Source organism: Actinomycetospora chiangmaiensis DSM 45062 (assembly GCF_000379625.1).
Classification (GTDB): Bacteria; Actinomycetota; Actinomycetes; order Mycobacteriales; family Pseudonocardiaceae; genus Actinomycetospora; species Actinomycetospora chiangmaiensis.
Genome location: NZ_KB903221.1, coordinates 67,730 through 87,943, shown reverse-complemented (window position 1 = coordinate 87,943; position 20,214 = coordinate 67,730). Strand labels below are relative to the sequence as shown.

At 75.5% G+C, this 20,214-nt stretch carries 19 protein-coding genes; 2 read left to right on the top strand and 17 right to left on the bottom strand.

From position 1 onward, the window contains the following. Positions 1 to 9: 9 nt before the first annotated feature. The 7 genes from A3CO_RS31205 to A3CO_RS0109660 all read right to left on the bottom strand — a co-directional run bounded on the left by A3CO_RS31205 (position 10) and on the right by A3CO_RS0109660 (position 8,327). Positions 10 to 2,556: an SMP-30/gluconolactonase/LRE family protein gene (locus tag A3CO_RS31205; RefSeq protein WP_018332049.1), complete on the bottom strand. Its 2,547-nt coding sequence runs from the start codon at positions 2,554 to 2,556 to the stop codon at positions 10 to 12. A gap of 245 nt (positions 2,557 to 2,801) precedes the next feature. Next, positions 2,802 to 3,329 (bottom strand): DUF4190 domain-containing protein, encoded by a 528-nt coding sequence (locus A3CO_RS35580; RefSeq protein ID WP_018332048.1) that lies wholly within the window; start codon positions 3,327 to 3,329, stop codon positions 2,802 to 2,804. Positions 3,330 to 3,429: 100 nt separating this feature from the next. After that, positions 3,430 to 4,461 carry an AbrB family transcriptional regulator gene (locus A3CO_RS0109680; protein WP_018332047.1) on the bottom strand — a complete coding sequence of 344 codons (1,032 nt, stop codon included), beginning with the start codon at positions 4,459 to 4,461 and terminating at the stop codon, positions 3,430 to 3,432. Positions 4,462 to 4,516: 55 nt separating this feature from the next. Then, on the bottom strand, positions 4,517 to 4,840 hold the full coding sequence (locus A3CO_RS0109675) for a hypothetical protein (RefSeq protein WP_018332046.1): 324 nt from the start codon (positions 4,838 to 4,840) through the stop codon (positions 4,517 to 4,519). 119 nt (positions 4,841 to 4,959) lie between these two features. Then, positions 4,960 to 6,840, bottom strand: a complete 1,881-nt coding sequence (locus A3CO_RS0109670; protein ID WP_018332045.1) for a S53 family peptidase — start codon at positions 6,838 to 6,840, stop codon at positions 4,960 to 4,962. An 82-nt stretch (positions 6,841 to 6,922) separates the two neighbouring features. After that, complete coding sequence (locus A3CO_RS0109665; RefSeq protein ID WP_018332044.1) at positions 6,923 to 8,074, bottom strand: SPFH domain-containing protein; 1,152 nt, start codon at positions 8,072 to 8,074, stop codon at positions 6,923 to 6,925. A 16-nt stretch (positions 8,075 to 8,090) separates the two neighbouring features. Then, positions 8,091 to 8,327, bottom strand: coding sequence for a hypothetical protein (locus A3CO_RS0109660; RefSeq protein WP_018332043.1), 237 nt, complete (start codon positions 8,325 to 8,327; stop codon positions 8,091 to 8,093). A gap of 221 nt (positions 8,328 to 8,548) precedes the next feature. On the opposite strand from A3CO_RS0109660, the gene A3CO_RS0109655 reads away from it, so the two are divergent. After that, positions 8,549 to 8,719, top strand: coding sequence for a hypothetical protein (locus A3CO_RS0109655; protein WP_157647327.1), 171 nt, complete (start codon positions 8,549 to 8,551; stop codon positions 8,717 to 8,719). Positions 8,720 to 8,739: 20 nt separating this feature from the next. Here A3CO_RS0109655 and A3CO_RS0109650 read toward each other — a convergent pair whose 3' ends face one another. Then, the gene (locus A3CO_RS0109650) at positions 8,740 to 9,381 is read right to left on the bottom strand and encodes a maleylpyruvate isomerase family mycothiol-dependent enzyme (protein ID WP_026204446.1); all 642 of its coding nucleotides are present in this window, start codon (positions 9,379 to 9,381) and stop codon (positions 8,740 to 8,742) included. A 54-nt stretch (positions 9,382 to 9,435) separates the two neighbouring features. Next, complete coding sequence (locus tag A3CO_RS31195) at positions 9,436 to 10,170, bottom strand: SDR family NAD(P)-dependent oxidoreductase (RefSeq protein ID WP_018332040.1); 735 nt, start codon at positions 10,168 to 10,170, stop codon at positions 9,436 to 9,438. A gap of 98 nt (positions 10,171 to 10,268) precedes the next feature. Here A3CO_RS31195 and A3CO_RS0109640 point away from each other — a divergent pair, with 98 nt between their 5' ends. Further along, positions 10,269 to 10,907 (top strand): LysE family translocator, encoded by a 639-nt coding sequence (locus A3CO_RS0109640; protein WP_018332039.1) that lies wholly within the window; start codon positions 10,269 to 10,271, stop codon positions 10,905 to 10,907. On the opposite strand, the gene A3CO_RS31190 is transcribed toward A3CO_RS0109640, so the two are convergent. The 8 genes from A3CO_RS31190 to A3CO_RS0109600 are packed head-to-tail and all read right to left on the bottom strand — an operon-like array spanning position 10,807 to position 20,211. Next, positions 10,807 to 11,985, bottom strand: a complete 1,179-nt coding sequence (locus A3CO_RS31190; RefSeq protein WP_018332038.1) for a glycosyltransferase — start codon at positions 11,983 to 11,985, stop codon at positions 10,807 to 10,809. The two genes, A3CO_RS0109640 and A3CO_RS31190, sit on opposite strands and share 101 nt — an antisense overlap. Then, complete coding sequence (locus A3CO_RS0109630) at positions 11,982 to 12,665, bottom strand: polysaccharide deacetylase family protein (RefSeq protein WP_018332037.1); 684 nt, start codon at positions 12,663 to 12,665, stop codon at positions 11,982 to 11,984. The genes A3CO_RS31190 and A3CO_RS0109630 overlap by 4 nt, the downstream gene beginning before the upstream one ends. Beyond that, a complete protein-coding gene (locus tag A3CO_RS0109625; protein ID WP_157647324.1) occupies positions 12,658 to 13,998 on the bottom strand; it encodes an oligosaccharide flippase family protein in 1,341 nt (446 codons plus the stop codon). The genes A3CO_RS0109630 and A3CO_RS0109625 overlap by 8 nt, the downstream gene beginning before the upstream one ends. Next, positions 13,995 to 15,164, bottom strand: a complete 1,170-nt coding sequence (locus A3CO_RS31185) for a glycosyltransferase (protein WP_018332035.1) — start codon at positions 15,162 to 15,164, stop codon at positions 13,995 to 13,997. The genes A3CO_RS0109625 and A3CO_RS31185 overlap by 4 nt, the downstream gene beginning before the upstream one ends. Then, on the bottom strand, positions 15,161 to 16,303 hold the full coding sequence (locus A3CO_RS0109615) for a hypothetical protein (RefSeq protein WP_018332034.1): 1,143 nt from the start codon (positions 16,301 to 16,303) through the stop codon (positions 15,161 to 15,163). The genes A3CO_RS31185 and A3CO_RS0109615 overlap by 4 nt, the downstream gene beginning before the upstream one ends. A 4-nt stretch (positions 16,304 to 16,307) precedes the next feature. Further along, complete coding sequence (locus A3CO_RS38645; protein ID WP_018332033.1) at positions 16,308 to 17,666, bottom strand: tyrosine-protein kinase domain-containing protein; 1,359 nt, start codon at positions 17,664 to 17,666, stop codon at positions 16,308 to 16,310. 29 nt (positions 17,667 to 17,695) lie between these two features. Continuing rightward, positions 17,696 to 18,745: a glycoside hydrolase family 5 protein gene (locus A3CO_RS35575; protein WP_018332032.1), complete on the bottom strand. Its 1,050-nt coding sequence runs from the start codon at positions 18,743 to 18,745 to the stop codon at positions 17,696 to 17,698. Then, on the bottom strand, positions 18,742 to 20,211 hold the full coding sequence (locus A3CO_RS0109600; protein WP_245561472.1) for a sugar transferase: 1,470 nt from the start codon (positions 20,209 to 20,211) through the stop codon (positions 18,742 to 18,744). The genes A3CO_RS35575 and A3CO_RS0109600 overlap by 4 nt, the downstream gene beginning before the upstream one ends. Positions 20,212 to 20,214 lie beyond the last annotated feature (3 nt).

Genomic DNA, 20,214 nt, shown 5'->3' with positions numbered 1-20,214 from the left:
CGGCGGGCCCTAGTGACCGTCCCCGTCGTCGTCACCATCGCCGGCGGGCGCCCCGTTGGTCGTCGGCGGCGGGGCGAACACGTGGTGCACCGGGGCCGGCATCACCGACCCGGCGCCGCGCACGCTCTGCCAGACCGCCTGGTTGACCGTCGCCATGTCGATCCGGTCCTCCACCGAGAAGTCCTGCATCGCCGACGGCGTCGCCATGGGCGAGGCCGGCGTGTTGACCTCCCGCGGGTTCTGCGACGGCACCAGCGCGGTGTAGGGCGCCGCGTTCGGGTTGGTGGTGAAGGCGCCGATCATCGGCGTCGCGTAGGCGTCGAACTGGGTCAGCGGGCGCAGCCCGACGATCAGCTCCATCGTGCGCAGCATCGACGCCGTCGAGTAGAAGGTGGAGTCGACCTTCCCGGTGCGGGAGTACGGGCTGATCACCTCGGAGGTCGTGCGGTGGGCGTCGACGTGGTCCGGCCCGTTCTGCGCGTCGTCCTCGGTGACGAAGATGGCGGTGGAGTTCCAGTACGGGGAGTGCGAGACGGCGTCGACCACCTTCCCGACGGCGAGGTCGTTGTCGGCCACGTACGCCCGCGGGGTCGGGGAGCCCGGTTTGGTCGAGGCGGTGTGGTCGTTCGGGAACCGCAGCAGCTCCATCGTCGGGAGGTTGCCGCCGGCGACGTAGCCGGTGAACTCCGACTGCCACTGTTCGAAGCGTGAGGGCCCGCAGGTCGGGTCGAGCGGGACGAACGTGTTCGGTGCGTCCGGGCACTTCAGGTCGAAGCCGCGGTAGGCGTGGTCGGTGCTCGCGTTCAGCACCGGGTCGGCGGCGGAGTTCTGGTTGGTCTTCGTGTCGTGGTCGACGTAGAACCCGTAGTTGCGGAACGGGATGTTCGCGGCGCCGAGCCGGTCCCAGATGTAGGCGTCGGCCGGATCGCGGTTCGGCGCGGTCGCCGGGTCGCCGCTCTCCGACGGGTAGGGCGCGTTGCGGTCGCTGTAGTTCGACGGCCACACCGCCTCGGCGTACGGGTTGGAGTTCGCCGCGACGCTCCAGTTCCACCCCTGGGCGGAGACCTCGGCGTCGGCGTAGAAGTTGTCCAGGGTGACGAACTGGCGTTCCGCGGCCCGGAGGTTCGGGGCCGACTCGTCGCCGAACAGGTCGATCGCCGGGTCCCCGTTGCCCTGGCCCAACGATCCGAACTCCTGGTCGTAGGTCCGGTTCTCCTTGACGATGTAGATGACGTGCTTGATCGGGCTCGCCTGGCCCGGCCGGATCGGGATGACGGCCTCGCCCGGTCCGCCGGGGCTGCGGACGTCGGCGCCGCGGACGAGGTCGTCGTTGCGGCCGACCGCGGCGGTGTCCTGGGCGAGGGTCGCGTCGTCGGGGACGGGGATGCTCGAGAGGGTCCCGACGATCATCGAGCCCGAGTACAGGTTCGCCGCGGCCGAGCCCTTCTGCGTCGGGTCGGGTTCGCCCGGTCCGACGTTCGGGCCGGCACCGAGTCCCTTGCCGTTGGCCACGAGCAGTCCGTTCGGACCCGCGACGACGGCCGTGGGGTACCACGCCGTCGGGATGAGGCCCCGGACCTGGCCGGACGTGGTGTCCAGGACCGCGACGTCGTTGTTCCCGGCGTTCGCGACGTAGAGGGTCCGCTCGTCGGGCGAGAGCGCGAGCCCGTCGGGGTTGGTGCCGACCGGGGCGTTCGGGTACGGCGCCAGGGAGAACGTGCGGGAGACGGCCCGGCTCGCGGTGTCGATCACCGAGACCTGGTCGGAGTCGCCGTCGGCGGCGTAGAGCGTGCGGCCGTCGGCGCTGCGGACGAGCGTGTTCGGGTGGGTGCCGACGGCCACCGAGCCGGTCTGGGCGGGCACCGCCCCGGACAGGTCGACGACGGCGACCGTGGTGCCGCCCTCGTCGGCGACCCACGCCGTCCGGCCGTCGGGGGAGACCGCGACGCCGCGGGGCCGGTGACCGGCGCCCGTCGTCGTGACCGCGCCGGAGGCCAGGTCGACCACCGACACCGCGTCGGCCTGCTGGTCGGCCACCACGAGGCGGGTGCCGTCCGGGGTGACGGCCAGCCCGGACGGGAACGGCTGGATGGGCGCGCCGGTCGGCGACGTCGTGGGCAGCGGGATGGACGGGCCCTCCGTGGCCTGACCGTTCGTGAGGCCGTAGCGGCGGACGAGGTTCTGGCCCCCGCCGGAGACGAACAGCGTGCGCCCGTCGGGGGAGAAGGCGACCCCGGTGAAGACGGCCTTCGGGTTCGGGTAGGGCAGCGTCTGGGTCACCCGGCCGGTCGCGGCCTCGACGAGCTGCACCGACTGCGTGGCCTGCCCGGCGTTCACGACGGCGAGCGTGGACCGGTCGGGCGAGAGCGCGGCGTCCAGCGGGAGGTCACCGAGGTCGGTCTGCGTTCCCGCCGGGGTGACGCCGAACCCCGTGGGCACCGTCGCCGGGCGGGCGGGCGCGGCGGTCGCGCCACCACAGGCGGCGGTGACGCCGAGGACCAGCAGGGTGCTCGTCGCGATCGCGATGACGGATCGCCATCCGGGTGCAGGGCGCATGCGCCGTCCTTCCGCGTCGGGCCCGACCGGTGGCGCGGGCTACGACAGACTCACCGTCCGTGTCGTGGTGGAACACGACCGAGGGATGAGCCCGCGGTGAACGATCAGCCACGCACCGTGTCGAATCGGACGCGGAGGGCGATCCGGGGCCGGGCGCGACGGCGTGCGTCGCGCCGGGACCTCTCCCCGGACGCACGACAGGCACTCCCGCGGCGCGGGAGTGCCTGTCGTGGGCTTCCGGAGGGTCAGCTCACCTGCTGGATGTCGAACGAGACCGTGCTGCCCTCGACGGCGGTCGCGGTCGCCCGGATCTGTGCCGGGGTGCCGTCGACGGTGCCCGTGCAGGTGATCGACGCGCCGACCTGGGCGGGCAGGGTGCCGGGGCAGGTGACCCCGGTGGCCCGGCCGGAGGTCTGCTGCTCGATCTGGGCCGCGACCGACTCGGGCGCCACGCCGGTCGGCAGGTTCGAGGCGATGGAGGCGGCCATGACCCCGACGACGACGGCGGTCACGATCCCGATGACGAGGAAGAGCGTCGAGAGGATCAGACCCGCCGTCGCGAGCCCGCGGCCGCCCTCGCCGGTCCGGGCGATCTGCTTGCGGCCGACGATGCCGAAGACGATGCCCAGCGGGGAGAACACGAAGGCGAAGACGATCGACAGGATCGCCATGAGGTTGGTGCCGGGCGCGGGCGGCACCGGCGCTCCGGGCGCTCCGGGGTACGAGCCGGCGGGCTGCTCGGGGGAGGCGTAGGGCGGGACCTGCTGCGTCATCGGGGGCGTCCTTCCGGCGAGGGGATCACCGGAGATGTTTCACCCTGCGTGGTCGGAGCACCAGAGGTATTCACTCGAACAGCCCAACAAAAGGTAGCCCTCAGTGGCGGGCGAGGCGCGCCAACGCCGGTGCCACCAGGAGCATGAGGATCACCCGGACCACTTGGACCGCGACGACGAAGGTGACGTCCCCGCCCGAGGAGATCGCGGTGGCGAGCACGGCGTAGATGCCGCCCGGGTTCGTCGCGAGGTAACCCTCGAGCGGCGTGACGCCCGTGATGGAGGAGAGCAGCAGGCCCAGCCCCGCGCACACCACCATGATCAGCAGGATCAGCCCGGTCGCGAGCGGCAGCACCCGCAGGACGGTCCGGACCGCCTCGCGCGTGAACCGCACCCCCGCCTGCCATCCGATCACCGCGTAGGCGAGGTCGACGAGCAGGTCGGGCGCCGATCCGCCGAACGTGAGCCCGCCGACGGACAGCGCGATCGCGACCACCATCGGCCCGAGCAGCGCCCCGGCGGGCACCGTCAGCTTCTCGGCCGGCCACGCCGCCAGGCCGCACACCGCCACCAGTGCGAGCCCGACGTACCAGGGCGCGGTGCCCTCGGCGGACCCGTCCGCCCCGACGTGCGAGGCCCCGAACACCGCGGCCGCGACCACCGGCATCGTCGCCGTGACCAGCCCGACCCGCAGGTACTGGATCACCGACACGATCCGCTCGTCACCGCCGATGTCGCGGGCGATCGCGGTCAGGCCCGACGCGCCGCCGGCGGTCAGCGCGAGCATCCCGGTCAGCGGCGACACCCCCCGCTGCACCCCGAGCAGCAGCCCCGCGCCCATGCTCGCCGCGAGCGTCCCGAGGCTGACCAGCAGCACCGGCAGCCACTGCGAGGCCACGGCCGCGAGCGTGTCCGGGCGGGCCAGCAGGCCGATGACCACGCCGATCACGGCCTGTGCGCCGCCGACCGCCGGCCGGGCGACGGTCCGGGGCCCGATGCCGAGCAGCGCCAGCACGGTCGCCACCCCGAGCCCGGCGAACAGCGCCGCCGACGGCACGGCCACCGCCTGCAGTGCCAGGGTGACCAGCAGCGTCAGCGAGGCGAGCACCGTCCACCGCATCCATGCCGCCATCCGCACGAGGATCTCGCAGCCGCGACGACCCGTCGAGCGGATGTGGTGCGGGGGACTAGTCGGCGGCCGTGGTCGTCGTCGGCGGCTTCCGCGAGGTCGGCCTCGCGCTGGTGCGCGGGGCCTCGCTCTTCCGGACGGCGGGTGCGGTCGAGGTGGTGGCCGGGGTGGCCGGGGCGGGTGTGGCGGGCTCTGCCGGTGCGTCGACGAGCGCGACCGGACCCGCCGTCGTGCCGAGCGACCCGGGTTCGCGGCCGGGCGACGGCGAGCTCAGCACCGAGCCGAGGAACATCAGCCCGACCACGGCGAGCGCGGTCGCGATCGAGGTCAGCGCGGTGGTGCGCCGTTGCCGACGCGTCGACGGTGCACTGTGGGCCGCCATGTGCGGTCGCCTCCCCGGGGTGTGTCTCCACGGAGCAACGAGCGCCGCCCGTCCCGGACCACACCCGTCGTCGGGAATGCCCGGATCGGAGGACGCCCTTTCCGGACGACGGGTCCCGCTCAGCCCGTCACGTAGGTGAACACCGCGCCGTCGGGGTGGCGGGCGACGAGGCCGGCGTTCGTCTCCTCCACCACGGAACCGCCCGCCGCGACGACCGCCGTCGCGGCCACCCGCAGGTCGTCGACGACGAGCGTGATCCCCTCGCGCGCGCCGCGGGGCACGAGCTGGAAGTGCCCGATGTCGACCGTCCCGTCGTCGCGGCGCACCGGGTCGGCGCCGGTGAGGGCGCGGTAGAGCGGGAGGGCGGCCGCGACGTCGTCCACCGCGACCCGTACCCGCGACCCGGTGAGGACCGGCCCCGACCGCGGCACGGCCAGCACCGACGAGCCCGCGGCGGCCGAACCGCGCAGCGCGGCGAGCAGCGCCGAGCCGACCGGGACGCCCAGGCCCGTGCACGCGTCCCAACCCGGCCCGGCGGAGTAGGCGCCGTTGGTCCCGCTGGTGATGTCGCGGAAGCCCGGGGCGACCGCACCCGCCGTCGTGGCCCCGTAGAGCCGCGGCTGGAGCAGGCCGAGCGGTGTGCCGAGCGCCTGGGTGAGGCGGGTCGCGAGCGCCGCCCAGAGCGGGGCGACCGCGCTGGTGCCGCCGATGACCAGGTCCTGGCCGTCGACGCGGACCTTGTAGCCCGTCGTCGGGTCGGCGACCGCCGCGACGTCGGGCACGCCGCGGCCGGCCTTCCCGCTCCCGCTCGCCGTCGGGACCCCGACGCCCGCCTGCCACGACGGCACGGGGAACGCGTCGGAGACGCCGCCGCCCGTGGCGCCCTTGCCGACGCCGTTGTTCCACACCGTCTCGCTGCTGACCGTTCCCGACGACGGGTCCGCCGCCAGGTTGGTCCCGCCACAGGCCAGGGCGTGCGGGCTGGAGGCCGGGAAGTCGGCGTGGACGGCGTTGTCGGCGGCGCGGTCGGTGCTGCCGTCGTCGCCGGCCGCGGCGGTGACCACGACGCCGAGGGTCGCGGCGTCCGCCATCGCCTGGTCGAGCGCGGTCCGCGCCTGGGCGCTCCACTCGTCCTCGCTCTGCCCCCAGCTGATGCTGATCGCGGCGGGGGTGGGGGAGGCGTGCGCGGCCTGGGAGACGGCGTCGAGGAAGCCCGCGTCGGTGTTCGGCGCGAAGTAGACGACGACGGCCGCTTTCGGCGCGAGCGCACCGGCGACCTCGATGTCGAGCAGCACCTCGCCGTCGGCGCCGCTCGGGTCCTTGCCCGGAACGTTGGCCGCGCCGTCGACGCCGACCGCGGTGACGGTGGGCCCGGTGATGCCGAGCCCGGAGAAGTAGGCGTCGAGGTCGGCCTGGCCGAAGCCGCCCCCGAGCTCGACGATGGCGATCGTCCGACCGGCGCCGTCGGTGCCCGCCGGGAAGTCGTAGACCTTCGCCAGGTCGAGCGGCGAGTAGCTGGTCGACACCGCCCTCGGGTCGGCGGTGCTGGTGCGGGTGCGCGCCTGGGGCCGGTCGTCGAGGCCGAGCACCGCCGTCACCACGCCGGCCAGGGCCGCGGGCACGGAGAGCTCGCCGGTGCGCACCCGGTACCCCGTCGCCGGGTCGACCGCGAGGTCGGCGCCGAAGACGGGGGACAGGACGTCCGCCCGCGCGGCCACGCGCACCAGCCGGGCGGCCGGCTGCACCCAGAGCACCTGCACGCCGAGCCCGACCAGGGTGGAGGTCACGAGGGCGATGTCGTCGGCCGCCGCACCGTGTGCGGCCGCGAACTCGGCGGCGGGCAGGACGGTGGTCGGGTCGGGTGCGGCGCCCGGACGCCGGAGGACGAGCGTCGCCTCGATGCGGGTGTCGGGCGCGAGGGCGGCCGTGGCCGCGGGTGCGGAGCCGGCGACCGCACTGCCCGCGAGAGCCGACAGGGTCAGGCCGTTGTGCGTGCTCACGGTTGCCTGTACCCGCGCTTCACGCCGGACCCACCGCCGCCACCACGACACGGCGGCAGAGTCCCACGAACGGCCGCAGGTCCTAGCTTCCGGTCGAGCCGTTGACGGCGTGCGCGCGCGGGTGCGGCGAGGGCCGCGTCCCGTCGTCGGGACGGCCTCCCGCGAGGGACCGGCGCACGGTCTCGTAGACCGTGAGGCCCTGCCCGACGAGGCCGGCGGTGACCTCGGAGAGGCCTTCGGCGCCGTTGAGGACGGTGACGTTGGCGCCGGAGAGGCTGCGGGCCGCCTCGGCGACGATCATGGGCAGCTGGTCGATGAGCATGCGGTCGAGGGCCACACGGTCGTGGGCGGCCGCGACCTCGGCCTGGATGCGCATCCGCTCGGCCTCGGCGCGGGCGAGGATGCGGACGCGCTCGGCCTCCGCCTCGGCGGGGCGCACGACCTCCGCGACCAGCTGCTGCTCGCGCAGCGCGGCCGTCCGCTCGGCCAGCTCGGCCTGGGCGTCGACGACCTCCCGCTGCGCGGTGGCCGCCGAGAGCGGGCCGGCCTGGGCGGACTGCGCGCGGGCGCGTTCGATCTCCGCGTCGTACTCGGCCTGCACGATCGAGGTCTGGCGGGCGTACTCGGCCTGGCGCCGGGCCGACTCCTGGGTCGCCTCGGCCGCGGCCTGGTCGGCCCGCGCCTGGGCGATCTTGGCCTCCCGGACGACGGCGGCGCGGTGGGGCGCGGCCATCGCCTCGATGTAGCCGGACTGCATGTCGTCGATCGACTGGATCTGGACCGAGTCGACCGCGAGCCCGATCTTGGCCATCTCCGTCTTCGACGCGTCGAGGACCTGGTCGGCGAGGATCTGGCGTTCGCGGACGATCTGCTCGACGGTCATCGAGCCGATGATCGAGCGCAGGTGGCCGGCGAAGATGCGGCCCGTCAGCACCGACATCTGGCTCTGGTCGGACAGGAACCGCTGGGCCGCGGCGACGATGCCCTCCTCGTCGTTGCGGACCTTGAAGGCGATCACCGCGCGGGCCGTGAGCGAGATGCCCTGCTGGGTCACGCACACCTCGGTCACCTCGGCCTCGTCGAGGGCGAGCGAGAGGAAGCGTGTCTTGCGGAAGAACGGCAGGACGAAGGCGCCGTGTCCCGTCACCACCCGGAACGGGGTGTCCCGACGACGGGCCTTCCCGCCGCTGACCAGCATCGCCTGGTCCGGCGCGGGGACGCGATATCCGAGCATGACGGCACTCCCTGCTTCACTCGACGACGGGGCGGTCGAGCGCGGAGGTGGGATCGAGCCACCGGACGACGTCCACCGTCGCCCCGGAGCGGGCCCCGACGACGAGGACCGTCGTCCCGGCGGGCAGGGGCTCGTCGGACCAGGCGAAGAATGTCGCCCGCCCGCCGCGCACCGGGAGCTCGAGCTCCCCGGCGCCGTCCGCGCCCCGCGTGCGGGTGCTCAGCACACCGCTGAGCCCCACGACCTGCTCCACCGGCCCGACTCCGTACTCCGCGCTGCCCGGGAGCGGGGTCTGCTGGTGGCAGTGACCTCGGGTCTCTCGGCGCTCGGCGGGGGAGCCGAGCCGTCCGCGCGCGACGCTAGGCCGGTCCGGCACGGCCCACCAGAGCCGTTCGGCGATCTTTGCGCGTGATCGCCTCGCAGGCGCCTCCGGCCTTCACGACGGCGGGTCCTGCCGCGGCCTACGGTGGGGTCATGACGGCGTTCGGTGGGGTGTTCCGGTCTCCGAAGCTCGAGGGCGTCGAGGAGGGCGAGGACTCCGGGCAGCGCGCCCGCGTGGTCGGGCTGGACCTGGAGAGCGGCGTCGTGCGGGTGCAGGCGGCGCGGCCGGCTCCCGAGCCCGTCGAGGAGGAGCCGGAGGACTGACCTCGGGGGACCGGCCCGTGTCAGCTCGTCGGCCGGATGCGCTGCACGAGGACCGGCAGACCGGGTCCGGTCAGCTCGTCGAGGGCGACGCCCCGTCCCGCCATGGCCATGAGCAGCGCCTCGCCCGGCCCGCTCACCTCGTCCCCGTCCCCGGCGGTCCAGTCGAGGTCGGTCGCCCGGAGTCGCAGCCCGCGGAGGCGGGCCCGTGAGTCGAGGGGCGGGGCGAAGCGGGCCAGGTCGAGCACCACGACGAGGCTCTCGCCCGGGATGCGCCGTGGGAGACCGAGCGGGCGCCGGATGTCCTGCTGGTGGATCATCGCGTCGGTGAGGCCGATGCGTCCGCCGAGCATCGTGGTCAGACCGCGCGGGCGGAGGCTGCGCTCGAGCAGGGCGAGGAGCTCGTCGGGCCCGTGGTCGGCGTAGTCCGCCATCGCGACGGCGTTGGTGCGGTCGAACGACCCCCGCCCGCGCGCGAAGCACCACGCCAGGCCCACCGGGCCGCGTTCCTCGTAGCTGAGCACGTGCGCGACGACGTCCCGCACGGTCCAGCCGGTGCACAGCGTCGGCGCGTCCCACTGCCCGGGCGCGAGACCGTGCAGCAGCTCGGCGAGCTCCGCCCGCTCCTGCTCGGCGAGCGGCATGACGCTGCGTCCCCCGGCCATGGGCCCGCACCCTAATGGGGCTGCACCGGGCGGGAGGCGTGGCGGCGCAGGTGTTCAGTGGGTGCGGAACCGCTGGATCGCCGGGTGGTGCCACACCACCCGCGCCAGGTCCCGCGCGACGTGCTTGGCCGGGCGCCTCGGGATGCGGACCAGCAGCTCGCCGCGCTCGTGCGCGTCGAGGGCGGCGCGGGCGACCTCCTCCGGAGTGTTCCACGCGCCCACGTCGCTCACGTCCTGGCCGGACCGGGCGTGGAAGTCGGTGCGGGTCGACTCCGGCCGGACGGTGGTCACGACGACGCCGCTCCCGCGGACCTCGGCGCGCACGCTGCGGTCGAGGCTCTCCAGGAACGCCTTGGACGCCCCGTAGGCGGCCGCGCCCGCCTTCGGACCGACGGCGGACGGGCTGGACACGGTCACGATCCCGCCCCGGCCCGCGGCGAGCATCCCGGGGAGCACCGCCCGCACGAGCGCCGTGGGCGCGACGACGTTCACGGCGAGGACGGCCTCGAGATCCTCGACGGGCATCGTCGCGAACGATCCGAAGGTCCCGCCGAGCGCGGCGTTGTTCACGAGCAGGTGCACGCCGTCGGCGGCCGAGACGACCGCCCGGCGGCCCTCGGTCGTCGCCAGGTCCGCGACGACGGTCCGCGCTCCGAGTTCGGCGCCCAGCGACCGGAGCGCGGACTCCGACCGACCGGTGAGCACCAGCGACCACCCGCGCGCGGCGAGCTCCCGGGCGAAGGCGGTGCCGATACCGGACGTCGCGCCGGTGACGAGGGCGAGGTCCACCGGCGGAGTCTGGCACGCAGCACCGTGTCCGTCGGACACGGTGCTCGCCCCGACAACGCCCTCGCTGGTCGGACCCCGACCGTGCTGCACTACCGCCCGTGGACACCACCCGTCTCATCGCCTTCGCCGGTGCCGCCGCGCTGATCATCGTGATCCCCGGCCCGAGCGTCGTCTTCGCGATCAGCCGGGCGCTGGTGGTGGGGCGGCGGAACGCGCTGGCCTCCGTCGTCGGGAACGCGGTGGGGGTGCTGCTGCAGGTCGCGGGGCTGGCGGTCGGGCTGGGGGAGCTCATCGAGCGGTCGGTGGTGGCGTTCACCGTCATCAAGCTCGTCGGCGCGGTGTACCTCGTGTACCTCGGGGTGCAGGCGATCCGCCACCGCGACGAGGCCTACGGGCGGCTGGCCGCGGCCACGCCGGAGGGCGACACGGGCCTCGTGCGCAGTGTCCTGCGCGGTGTCCCGGTCGGGCTGTTCAACCCGAAGACGGTCGTGTTCTTCGCGGCCTTCCTCCCTCTGTTCGTCGACCCGGGCCGCAGCGTCCCGGGTCAGCTGCTCGTGCTCGGGGCGATCTTCGCGGGCATCGCCGTCGTGCTCGACAGCATGTGGGCGATCACCGCGGCGTCGGCGCGGTCGTGGTTCAGCCGGTCGCCGCGACGTCTGGCCGGGTTCGGGACGATCGGTGGGGTCGCGATGATCGGGCTCGGAGCGGGCGCCGCCACGGCACAGCGGGCGACCTGACCGGCAGGCCCCGGTAGAGCTCCTCGACCGTCCTCACGACCTCCCGGATGTCGTAGGTCGCGACGACGGGCGCCGGGACCCGATCGGTCCGGGGCGCGCGGGCGATGCCGGCCGCGACGTCGTCGACCGTGCCCTCGATGCGGGTCGCCGCCGGTGCGTCGGCGGCCGGTCGTTCCTCGAGCGCCGGGCACCGCACGTAGAGCAGGGGGAGACCGGCGGCGAGGGCCTCGATCATCGCGAGCCCGTAGGTCTCCTGCGGGCCGCACGAGACGAACAGGTCCATGGCGGCGAGCGCGGCGGCGACGTCGCCGGTCTCGCCGGTGAACACGACCCGGTCGGCGATGCCGAGGTCCGCACAGCGCTGCTCCAGGGCGGTCCGCTCCGCGCCGTCCCCGACGACGAGGCCGTGGACCTCCGGACGCCGGGCCAGCGCGTCGAGCAGCACGTCGATCCGTTTGAGGGCCACGAGCCGCGCGGCGGTGCCGACCACGTAGGCGCCGGCCGGGATCGCCCACCGGCGTCGGGCCGCGTCGCGGGCCGCGGGGGAGAAGGCGACGGCTGCGGCGTCGACCCCGTTCGGGACGACGACGATCTTCGCCGCCGGGACCCGCCACGCCCGCATCCGGTCCCGCGTGGACCGGGAGACGGCGATGCTGACGTGCCCGAGGGCCTCGCCGCACCGGTAGAGGGTCGCGAGCCCGGGGCGCGTCGTCGGGCGGCCCTCGATGACGTGCTCGTTGAGGGAGTGCTCGGTCGCGACGATGCGCGGGACGCCGGCGAGCCGGGCCGCGAGGCGTCCGTGCAGCCCGGCGCGGAACAGGTGGGTGTGCACGCAGTCGAAGCGGCCGCGGCGCATGAGCCGGGCCAGACGCAGGACCGCCCGCAGGTCCCGGTTCCCCGCCATGGGCACGGCGTGCACCGGCGTCCCCTCGGCCCGGATGAGGTCGCCCACCGCGCCGGGTACGGCGAGGACGGCGACCTCGACCTCGACGTCGGGTCCGTGGTGCCGGCACAGCAGGCGGAGCTGTTGCTCGGCGCCTCCCGCGCCGAGCCCGGTGATCACGTGCAGCACCCTCATGTCCGCGCTCCTCGCGTCCGGTGGTGGTGGCGCAGCCGCTTCGCGTGCAGCCGCCAGGGGGTGTCGGCCTGCCCGACGTACGTGCGTGGCACGGCCCACGGCCCGTCCAGCGGCCGCGGGTCGATGGCGGCGGCGTGGGCGTAGCCGGAGTCGGCGACCGCGCGGGCCTCGCGCGCGCCGAACGCGCCGTACGGGTACGCGAAGCCGGTCACCGGGGCGTCGAGGACCTCCTCCAGGTGCGCTCTCGACCTGCGCAGCTCGCGGGAGAGCCCGTCGTCGGGAAGGTCCGGCAACCGGGCGTGGGTCAGCGTGTGCGAGGCGACCTCCATCCCGGCGGCGGCGACCTCGCGGACCTGGTCGGCGGTCATGAGGCGTCGGGTCGGCCCGTCGTCCCAGTCGTTCGTCCCGCCGAGCCGCCCCGCGACGACGTAGACGGTGGCGGTGAAGCCGTGCTCCGCGAGGATCGGGACGACCGTCTCGGCGAAGTCGGCGTAGCCGTCGTCGAAGGTGAGGCCCACCGCCCCGGGGTGGGCGGGGAGCGTCCGGAGGCTCACCCCGCGACGGCCCCGCTGGTGCAGCCACCGCATCTGCCGGCGGAAGCGCTCGGGGGTCACCTGGACGCGGTGCGGGTCGGCGGGTCCGTCGGCGACGGCGTGGTACATCAGCACCCAGTCAGGCACGGGTCGCTCCGGGAGTGGACGGGACGAGGACGTCGGCGACGGCGAGCGCCCGGGCGCGCGCTGCGACGGTCGCCGGGGCGTAGCGGAAGAACCAGAGGGCGCCGACGGTGAGCGCGGCGAGGTTGCCGACGACGTAGATCGCGACGTCGCCGGTCGCGAACGCCGCCGCGGTGGCCGCCGCCGCGCCCACGAGGGCGAGCAGCAGGAAGGGGACGTCGATCGCGGGCCGGTCGACGCTGATGCCGACCACCGTCACCGGCGAGGTGAGGCCGTAGAGGAAGTAGGCGACGAGCATCGCGGCGAAGACCGGCCACACCACGTCGACGTGGGTGAACGCGGCGGCGAGGGGATAGCCGACGGTGAACGCCACGGACGCGGCGAGCATCGCGGCCGCGCAGACGGCGAGCCCGCGCCGCAGCACGGCACGCACCTCGGCCGGACGTCGGGCGACCACCGCCGACTCCACCGCCTGCCCGGCGACCGCGGGTGCGAGCTGGAACGACAGGAACTTCGGCATCGAGGCCAGCCGCGCTGCGATCTCGTAGGCCGCGAGGACGTGCGGTCCGCCCAGGGCGCCCACGATCCAGCGGTCGGACTGCACCAGCAGCGAGGACAGCACCGTCTCGCCGGTCCGCGCCCACGCGAAGCGCGAGACGCGGTGCGCCCCGTCGGGGAGCGCCGCGACCGTCGGTCCTCCGCGCAGCAGGTCCGAGCGCAGCGTCCAGACCAGCCCGCCCGCGAAGGTCAGCGTCGACGCGGCGGACCACCCGAGGGGCAGCGCCCAGGCGGAGCCGGTCACGGCCGCGAGGGCGAGGGCGAGGACGGCGGCGCCGAACGCCTGGGTGGTGAACAGGACGGTGCGGGCCCGGAACCGGCCGTCGGAGAGCGCGGCCTGCGCGAGCACCGTCACCGCGCTGCGCACCGTGCAGCCGACGGTGACGAGGCCGATGGCCGCCAGTCCCTCGACGAAGGTGAACGCCGCGGCCGCCGCGGTCCGGGAGAAGGGGACGAAGGCGATCGCGGCGACGACGCCGACCAGCACGCTGCCGGCCCCGGAGAGCACGGCCGCCCGACGGAGCAGGGGCCCGCGCCGCTCGAGGCGCCACCGCGCCATGACGAGCGCGGTGCCCCCGAGGTCGAGGGTGACCGAGATCGTCGTGATGGTGCTGAGGACGGTCCACATCGCGAACTCGGTGGTGGAGAGCAGCGCGGCGGCCCCGAGGGGGAGCGCGAACAGCGCGACGAAGGTCAGCGCCGGCCCGAGGGCGCCGAGCGCCATGGTCCGGGCCAGGCCCACCGTCTCGGCGGTCACCCGCGGGCGCCACGGGATCATCGTCGGGCGCTCCGCTCCCGTCGCCGGGCCGTGCCGCCGACGGGCGCCTCGACGTCGGCGTAGACCCGCAGCAGGGCGGCGCGTTGCTCGTCGGCCGAGTTCGTGAGGCGCAGGACCGTGGCCTGCGCGACGGCGAGGCGGCGGAGCTCGACCGGGTCCGTGGTCGCGGCCAACCAGCGCGCGGCCTCGACGGGCGAGGAGTAGAGGTTGACGAGTCCGAGGCTGCGCAGGGCCTCGGACTCGCGCCCGACGATCGGCAGGTCGTGGGCGGCGGCCTCCAGGAGGGTGAGGGGGGCGCCCTCCCAGGCCGCGGTGTGCACGTAGAGGTCCGCCGCCGCCATGCGGCGCAGGACCTCCGCCCGCGGCAGCCAGCCGGTCACGCGGACGCCCTCCTCCCGGAGCAGGCCCTCGGCCTCCGCGTCACCGCCGCCGAGCCAGGTGAAGTCGGCGGCGACGCCGAGGCGTCGGGCCCGGCGGACGAACCGCACGAACCAGTCCGGGTCCTTCTGCGGCATCAGCCGGCCGGCGGCGACGACGTCGAGGCGCCGGTCCGGGCTGCGCGGCGCCGGCACCGTGACGGCCGGGACCACGCGGGGCACCACGTTGGGCACGTACTCGACGCGGCAGCCGTGCCGGAGGCGGTCGGCGAGCCCCACCTCCCGCGGGCTGACCGCGGCCACGCACCCGGTCCGCGGCGCGAGCAGCCGTTCGGCGAGGTAGAACCCGCTGCGCAGCACCCGGGGAACGTCGCGGCGCTCGAAGGCGTAGCAGTGCGGCGTGTACCGGACGTCCTCGCGCGGCACCGGGAGCAGCCGGACGAGGACCCCCGCCCACGAGGAGTGGGCGTGGACGATCGCGGGCCGGTAGGCGCGCAGCGTCCGGCGCAGCCGCCACCAGGTGCCCACCGGCCCCTGCCCCGCGCCGAGACGCACCACCTCGACGCCGGCGAAGTCGCCGGTGTCGTGGCCCGGACGGACGTCCGCGACGACGACGTGGCGGTAGCGGTCCTCCGTGGCGCGGACGTAGTCGCGGACCGCGACCATCACGCCACCGCCGAGGGACTCCACGACGTGGACGACGGTCGGCCGGTCGAGGACCTCGGCGGGGTCCGGAGGTCGGTCCTTCGCCGGGGCGGACCGGAGCTGCGGCGGGTGGACGGCGGTCATCGGGTGCCCCCTGGGGTGATGCGGTGGGTGGGCCGGGCGGCGGCGCGGTCGCGCAGCACGAGGACGGACAGGACGAGCAGCAGGACGGGGGTCAGGTGCCGCAGGGCCGAGCCGTGGTCCGGCTCGAAGATCCCCTGGACGGCGGTGAAGGACAGGACGAGGCAGGCGACCGGCCACGGGCTGTCGGGCGCGGTGCTCGGCAGCGGGTCGGTGGCGACGGCGCGGAAGAACGCGAACCACAGGACGGCCAGGAACGCCGTCGCCGCCAGGTACACCGCTCCGCCCTCCGCGAGCAGGGGCAGCGGGACGTAGAGCGTGACCTGGGTGAGCAGGGCGTTCCCCGCCTCGGCGACCGGCCCCTGCCCGGCGATCACCGGCTCGATCGCGGACTGGGCGTCGGCCATCCCGGTGCGGCCGGCGTTGATCGAGGACCGGAACGAGCTGATCGTCGTGCCGGCCAGCAGGGGGAACGCGACGGCCGTGACGGTGAGCGCCGCGGCGACCGTGACCGCCGCGCGCGGGAGCCGCCCCCGCCGTCCGGGCAGCGTCGCGAGCCGGAGCACCAGGTAGAACGCGTAGACGAGGAACCAGTACTGCCGGAACAGGCCCGCGTAGACCACGATGCCCGCGGCGAGGACCACCTCGCGGGCCACGACGCCCCGCACCGCGAGGACGAGGGCGAGCACCGGCAGCAGCCAGACGTCCTTGGAGTAGTCCCCGAGGTAGACGGCGCCGAGGCCCACGGTCGCGACGGCGAGCCCGATCGTCACCCACGAGAGGTCGCGGGCGACGTCCGCGCGCACGAGCGGGAGGACGCACAGCGCGAACGCGGCGAAGCCGAGCAGCCCGGCGAGCGTGGGCAGGTTCCCGAGACCGAGGAGCCGGTAGAGCGCCCCGACGGTGCGAAAGGACTGGTCCCCGCCGGCGGCGAACTGCCCCGTCGCGATCTGGCGGATGAGGGTGCCGTCGGACGAATACTTCGCGTCCAGCCCGGAGCGCAGGGCGACGACGAAGACGGCCCCCGCCAGGACCGCGGCGACGATGCCCACCTGGGCCGTGACGGCGCGGCCGGGCCGTACACCGGCACCGAGCAGCGCCTCCTGCGCCCGCCCGGCGGGGGGATCCCCGAGGAGCAGCACGTCCTCACCGCCGCGCGGTCAGGTCGACGAGGGGCGTCCGGGCCGCCGGGGCGCGCTCCGCCCGGTCCCGGCCCGCGGGCGGCGCCGGCCGCGGGGACCCGGGGACGTCGACCAGGACGGTGCCCCGGATCGGTGCCGACACCGACGCCACGCGGTCGACCGCGCCGGCGACCTGCTCGATCCTCGTGTGCTTCCACCGGACCACGAGCAGGACCCCGTCGGTGCAGGCGGCCAGGTCCGCGGCGTCGGCGTCGGCGAGCAGGGGCGGCCCGAGGACCAGGACGCGGTCCCAGCGGTGGGGCAGCCGGGCGAGCAGGGACGGCGTCGCCGACGAGGCGAGGAGCTCGTCCGGCCCGTCGTCGGGCGCGCCGGACACGAGCACGTCGTAGGGCCCGTGGTGCACGACGGCCGCGTCCAGGTCGGCCCGGCCCCGCAGCACCTCGGTGAGCCCCGCACCAGGGGTCAGGTCCAGCAGGTCGGCGAGCCGGGGGTGGCGGAGGTCGGCGTCGACGACCAGGACCGACTCCCCGGCGGCCGCGAGGCCCCCGGCGAGTTCGAGGACGGTCGGGGGTGCCCCGTCGTCGGGAAGGGCCGCCGTGACCAGCAGGCACGACGGGACCGACAGACCCGGGAGGTGCCGCAGCGTGGTGCGCAGCGCACGCAGTGCCTCCCGCCGGGCCGGGCCGGCCTCGAGGGCGGGCAGCCGCCCGAGGGTCGGGGCGCCGACCGTCCGCTCGAGGACCGCCGTCGAGCGCACGCGTCGGTCGGTGCGCTCGCGGGCGACGGCGGCCAGGGCGCCGAGGACGAGACCGCCGAGGGCGCCGAGGAGCAGGTACGACGACGGGGACGGTCCGGAGGGCGCGGTCGGGACGGACGCCGGACGCAGCACGACGAGGGAGACCGCGGGTGGGTCGAGGGGGTTCGGCGGCTGCTCGAGGTCACGGACCAGTCCGCTCAGGCGTCGGGCGTCGTCGTCGACGACGGCCGCGGCGCGGGCCGGGTCCGGGTCGGTCACCGACACGTCGATGAGCAGGGCGTCGGCGACGCTGCTGACCTGCAGGCGGGTGGCCAGCGACTCCGGGGTCTCGGGGAGCCCGAGGTCGCGGACGACCGCGGCGGTCACACGGCCGTCGGTGGCGAGCTCCCGGTAGGAGGGCACCCGTTGGGCGGCGATCTGGGTGCGCTCGTAGGCGGAGGTCCGTTCGTCGGGCGGTCCGGGCGCCACGAACAGCGTGGTGTCCGAGGAGTACTGCCGGGGCAGCAGGGCGGCCAACAGACCGCCGGCGAGCAGGCCGACGAGCAGGCCGGTCACGACGACGGGCCACCGGTGGCGGAGCACCGTCAGGTACTGGAGTGGGCGCACGGGTCGTCCTTCGCGGTCGGTGGGCACGGTCAGGGCCCGGGCTCGGGCGTCATCTGGGCGAGAATCCGGTCGAAGCCGGTCTTGCGGCGGCCGTCGAGGGCGACGACCCCGAAGGTCGACTCGCCGTCGGTGGTGTCGGGGCCTCCGTCACGCATCTCGTAGACGAGGACCGCGCGCGGGTGGGCGGTGCGGAGGGCGGCGACGGCCGCCCCGACCGCCCGGCCCTGGGTCTCCTCCGACCAGCAGCCCCGGCAGGTCTGCAGCCCGACCTCGCCGACGTACACGGGCAGCCGGAAGCGCTGCTCGGCGCGCGCCACCCGATCGGGCAGCGACGCGATCTGTCCGGGGTCGTCGGTGGGGTAGAGGTCGAGGGTGACGGCGTCGAGCGAGGGCGCGAGCGCGGCGAAGTAGTCCGTCCAGATCGCCTCGCGCCGGTCGTCGACGGGGAAGCCGGTGGAGTTGGTGGTGACCACGACGCCGGGAGCGACGTCGTGGACGATCGTCCGGGCCGAGCGCAGCAGCCCGGCGAGCTCGCGGGTGTAGCGCCGGTCCGGGCGGTCGAGGGGTCGGAAGGTGCGGTAGTCCGAGGAATCGGCCTCGTTGAACACCTGCCAGACCGCCACCCGGGGGGCGAAGCGTTGCGCGAGGTGGGACCAGTAGGCCGCCGACACGCGGGCGTACTCGGCGCTCGAGGCGCCCTGCGTCCAGTCGGGCGCACCGCTCGTCACGAGGAACACCCGCAGCCCGCGGCTGCGGATGTAATCGATCTCGCGGTCGTAGACGGCGAGCGCGTGCTCGTCCCAGCCGATGTCGGCGCCCGCGGGCGAGGGGGCCACGAGCCAGCTCGCGATCCCCAGTCGGACCCACTCCAGGCCACGCGCGGCGCTGAGGTCGACGTCGGCGGTGAACGCCGCCCAGCTGCCGTACGGGTCCGACGAGCTGGACACGGTGAAGCCGAAGCCGGTGCGCTCGGGCGGCGGCGAGGTCCGCAGGAGCCCGACCACGAGGACGACGGCGGCAGCGGTGACGACGACGAGGACGAGCGCGACGGTGAGGAGGATCTGGCGGGTGGGGCTCAATACGCACCGTCCCCGCGCAGGACGGCGCCGACCGTGCGGCACAGGATCGCCGCGTCGAGGCCGGGCGACCACGACTCGACGTAGCGCAGGTCCAGCCGCACCGTGTCCTCCCAGGACAGGTCCGACCGCCCGCTGATCTGCCAGAGCCCGGTGATCCCGGGCCGCACGACGAGCCGTCGCCGGTCGTCGTCGGCGTAGGCCGCGACCTCGCGCGGCAGCGCCGGGCGGGGACCGACGAGCGACATCGACCCGGCCACGACGTTGCACAGCTGCGGGAGTTCGTCGAGCGAGAGGCGGCGCAGGTGCACCCCGACGGGCGTGACCCTCGGGTCGCGGCGCAGCTTGAACAGCGGGCCGGCGCCCTCGTCGGCCAGGGTGTCGAGCTGCCGTTCGGCGTCCACCACCATCGTCCGGAACTTGAGCATCCGGAACGGGCGGCCGTGCCGGCCGACGCGCTCCTGCCGGAAGAGCACCGGGCCGCCGTCGGCCGCCACGAGCACGGCGACGGCCAGCAGGACGGGAGCGAGCAGGACCAGCAGCAGGGCGGCCGCGACGCGGTCGAGCAGGTGCTTCAGGAGACGGGCCCCGCCGCCGAGACGGACCTCGGCCAGCCGCAGCATGGGGAGCCCGTCCACCGGGGAGACGTGCAGGCGTGCGCCCGGCACCTCCCGGAGGCCGGGGTCGACGGCGAGCTCCGCGCCCGTGCCCTCGAGCTGCCACGCGAGTCGGCGCAGGTCCGCGGGGGAGCGCCCGGAGCCCGTCACCGCGACGAGGTCGACGCCGAGCCGGCGGACCTGCGTCACCACGTCCGCCGGCTCCCCGACCACCGGTACCCCCGCGACGGAGGGCGGCCCCGGGCGGGGCGCGCACACCGCGACCACCGTCCAGCCCTGGTGCGACGCCCGCCGCGCGCGGGCCACGAGCTCCGCGGCCGCCGCGGTCGGCCCGACCACCAGCAGGCTCGACCGGCAGCGGCCCCGGGCGCGGGCGCGGTGCACGGCGCCGCGGATCGCCCACCGGGCCGCGAGGACGACGACGGCGGTGGCCGGCAGGACCACGAAGACCCAGGGGCGGACCGCGTCGAGCTTGAGGGCCAGACCGCCCAGGGCGAGGATCAACCCGGTGGCGGCGAAGGCGCCGGCGACCCGCCGGAGCTGGACGACGTCGACGGGCAGTGCGCGCCGGGCCCAGCTGCGCGACGCCCGGAGCGCGGCCAGGCTCACGACGACCACCGTCGCCGCGAGGGGCACCGCCAGGTTCGGGGGCCACGGGTCGGGCCGGGTGACGCCGAGGACGACGGCCACCAGGCTCACCACCAGGACACCGACGACGTCCGTCACCACCACGGCCGCCTGCAGCCGTCCCGGCCAGCCGTGACGCGGTGGTGGCCCGGCCTCGACGCCCGGCCCCGGCGGTGCCGGGCGGACGCGGCGAAGGTCGCGGTCGACCTCGACTGCTCTGCTCACGAC

Bases quoted from the DNA above. Each gene is read 5' to 3' on its own strand.
- A3CO_RS0109665 (WP_018332044.1), bottom strand. From the start codon at position 8,074: ATGCTCGGATATCGCGTCCCCGCGCCGGACCAGGCGATGCTGGTCAGC.
- A3CO_RS31185 (WP_018332035.1), bottom strand. From the start codon at position 15,164: ATGACCGCCGTCCACCCGCCGCAGCTCCGGTCCGCCCCGGCGAAGGAC.
- A3CO_RS31190 (WP_018332038.1), bottom strand. From the start codon at position 11,985: ATGAGGGTGCTGCACGTGATCACCGGGCTCGGCGCGGGAGGCGCCGAG.
- A3CO_RS31205 (WP_018332049.1), bottom strand. From the start codon at position 2,556: ATGCGCCCTGCACCCGGATGGCGATCCGTCATCGCGATCGCGACGAGC.
- A3CO_RS0109675 (WP_018332046.1), bottom strand. From the start codon at position 4,840: ATGGCGGCCCACAGTGCACCGTCGACGCGTCGGCAACGGCGCACCACC.
- A3CO_RS35580 (WP_018332048.1), bottom strand. From the start codon at position 3,329: ATGACGCAGCAGGTCCCGCCCTACGCCTCCCCCGAGCAGCCCGCCGGC.
- A3CO_RS0109625 (WP_157647324.1), bottom strand. From the start codon at position 13,998: ATGATCCCGTGGCGCCCGCGGGTGACCGCCGAGACGGTGGGCCTGGCC.
- A3CO_RS0109655 (WP_157647327.1), top strand. From the start codon at position 8,549: ATGACGGCGTTCGGTGGGGTGTTCCGGTCTCCGAAGCTCGAGGGCGTC.
- A3CO_RS0109650 (WP_026204446.1), bottom strand. From the start codon at position 9,381: ATGGCCGGGGGACGCAGCGTCATGCCGCTCGCCGAGCAGGAGCGGGCG.
- A3CO_RS0109680 (WP_018332047.1), bottom strand. From the start codon at position 4,461: ATGGCGGCATGGATGCGGTGGACGGTGCTCGCCTCGCTGACGCTGCTG.